The sequence below is a fragment of the Azospirillum sp. B506 genome (genome assembly GCF_000333595.1).
In the GTDB taxonomy this organism is placed as follows: Bacteria; Pseudomonadota; Alphaproteobacteria; order Azospirillales; family Azospirillaceae; genus Azospirillum.
In genome coordinates, this window is sequence record NZ_BADK01001069.1 from 1 (window position 1) to 2,168 (window position 2,168).

A 2,168-nucleotide genomic window follows, 5' to 3' on the forward strand; every position below is an offset into this window, starting at 1 on the left:
CGGATGCGAAGGTCGAACCGGCCGACGACGGCGTCGTCCTCCACCCCAGCCGCCCGCCCATCGCCCGCCTGCTGGCATAGGAACGTGGGGTTAAGCGACCGGCGCCGGAATTGCGGCGGTCGCTTTGCCCCACACCCCAAGACGCTCCGTCGCCATTGACCCACGTCATTGGGCGGCCCTCCCCTCCCCCCTAAGATCACCGCCAGTTTCCGAACCGGAGAGGCCCTGCCTTGGATGCCCTGTCGCTGCTGGATGCCGGACTGAACCAGTGCGCCGTGGTCATCGACCGCGACGGCGGGCTGTTGCTGGCCCTGCTGACCGCCGGGCTGGTCGGCGGCACCACCCATTGCGCCGGCATGTGCGGTCCCTTCGTGCTGGCCCAGGTGTCGGCGCGGCTGGAGCGGGTGCCGTTGTCGGCGATGTCGGAATTCCGCCGCCTGACCGGTGCCGCCGTGCTGCCCTATCATGCCGGCCGGGCGACGACCTACGCGCTGGTCGGCGCGCTGTCGGCCTCGGTCGCCGGCCATGTCGGGGCGTTGCCGGGATTGCGCTGGCTGTCGGTGGCGCTGTTGGCGCTGGCGGCACTGTTCTTCCTCGGCTACGCCGCGCGCGGCATCCTGTCCTGGCTGCCCAAGGCGCCGTCGCTGGGACGCAACGGAGTACAGCGCTGGTGGAGCGAGCGGGTGTCCGGCCTCGCCCGGCCGCTGTTCGGCAACCCGACGGGCTGGCGCGGCTATGGGCTGGGGGTGGCGCTGGGCTTCATTCCCTGCGGGATGCTCTATGGCGCCATCGCGGTGGCGGCGGCGAGCGGCAGCGCGCTCAGCGGCGCGCTGGGCATGGCGGCCTTCGCGCTGGGCACGGTGCCGAGCCTGCTGGCGGTCGGTCTGGCCGGCCACATCGCCGGCCGCACCTGGCGCACCGCGGTCGCCCGCGTCGCCCCGGCGATCATGCTGGTGAACGCCGGGGTGCTGGGCTGGATGGCCTGGAAGCTGGTTGTGTAAACCGGCCTCCCGGCCTGTTTACGCGGCCGGCTTCAGTGGATACCGCCGCCCTTCAGCGCGTCGCCCAGCGGAATCTGGCCGCTGCCCGGTTTCAGGGGCTGCTGCTGGCTCTCATGCGGCGACCAGCCGGCGAGATACAGCACCTCGAAGGTCACCGGAATCCGCCCGTCCGGCTCGGCATAGAGGTCGGCATAGCGCCGGGCCGCGTCGAACAGCATGGCGCGGGTTGCCGGAACCTTGCGGCGGGCCAGCACGGCGTTGGTCTCGCCCATGCCGCGCAGCTCGCGCATCAGGGCGAAGGCGTCGGAATAGGTGACGGTGATGACGTCGCTGTCGACCACCGGCAGGGCGAAGCCGGCCCGTTGCAGCAACCCGCCGGCATCCTTGATTTCGGCAAACGGCGACACGCGGGGGGAGACGCCGCCCGACACCTCCATCTCCGCCTCGTACAGGCAGCGGCGCAGCTCGGCCAGCGTCTGACCACCCAGCATCGAGGCACAGAAGAAGCCATCGGGCTTCAACGCCTGACGGATCTGCACCAGGGCGCCCGGCAGGTCATTGACCCAATGCAGGCTGAGATTGCTGACCGCCAGATCGAAGCTGCCCGGCGCGAAGGGCAGGAACTCCTCATCGGCAGCGACGGCGGCAGTGATGGCGGGGTTGCCGGGAGCGACGGCGGCACGGGCGAACTCCGGCGACAGGTCGCAGGCGACCAGTCGCTCGATGCCCTTGCGGCCTTGCAGGATGCGCCCCATCGCCCCATCGTGGCAGCCGACATCGAGCGCCAGCGGAAAGGGACGGATCACGTCCTCCAGCCGGTCGGCGAGGCGGTCGGCGATCTCCTCGAAGAGGAAGGCGTGGTCGGTGAATTCGGCGACGGCGCGGTCGCGGCGGCGGCGGACCAGCGCGCGGTCGAAGACGGTCATGCTGTCGGGGCTTGTCATGGCCGCACTATACCCCAGCCCGGCGGCGCGACAACCGTGCTACACTCGCAGCTCAGCCACCTTCTCCACGCCACCACTCTCCATCGGGACAGCTCCGGAATGGGCATCGACGAAGCCATCGCCGTCAGCCACGAGGCGCTGATGGTCATCCTGAAGATCTCGCTGCCGACGCTGGGCATCACCGCCTTGCTGTCGGCCGGGCTGATGCTTTCCAGAGCGCCAC

Annotated in this window: 2 protein-coding genes; one reads left to right on the forward strand and one right to left on the reverse strand. The window is 70.4% G+C overall.

Annotated features, from left to right (window positions below; genetic code table 11):
* Positions 1-230: 230 nt before the first annotated feature.
* Positions 231-1,001 carry a sulfite exporter TauE/SafE family protein gene (locus tag I71_RS33075; RefSeq protein ID WP_042704307.1) on the forward strand — a complete coding sequence of 257 codons (771 nt, stop codon included), beginning with the start codon at positions 231-233 and terminating at the stop codon, positions 999-1,001.
* 32 nt (positions 1,002-1,033) lie between these two features.
* Here I71_RS33075 and I71_RS33080 read toward each other — a convergent pair whose 3' ends face one another.
* Positions 1,034-1,945 carry a methyltransferase domain-containing protein gene (locus tag I71_RS33080; protein WP_042704309.1) on the reverse strand — a complete coding sequence of 304 codons (912 nt, stop codon included), beginning with the start codon at positions 1,943-1,945 and terminating at the stop codon, positions 1,034-1,036.
* Positions 1,946-2,168: the final 223 nt, after the last annotated feature.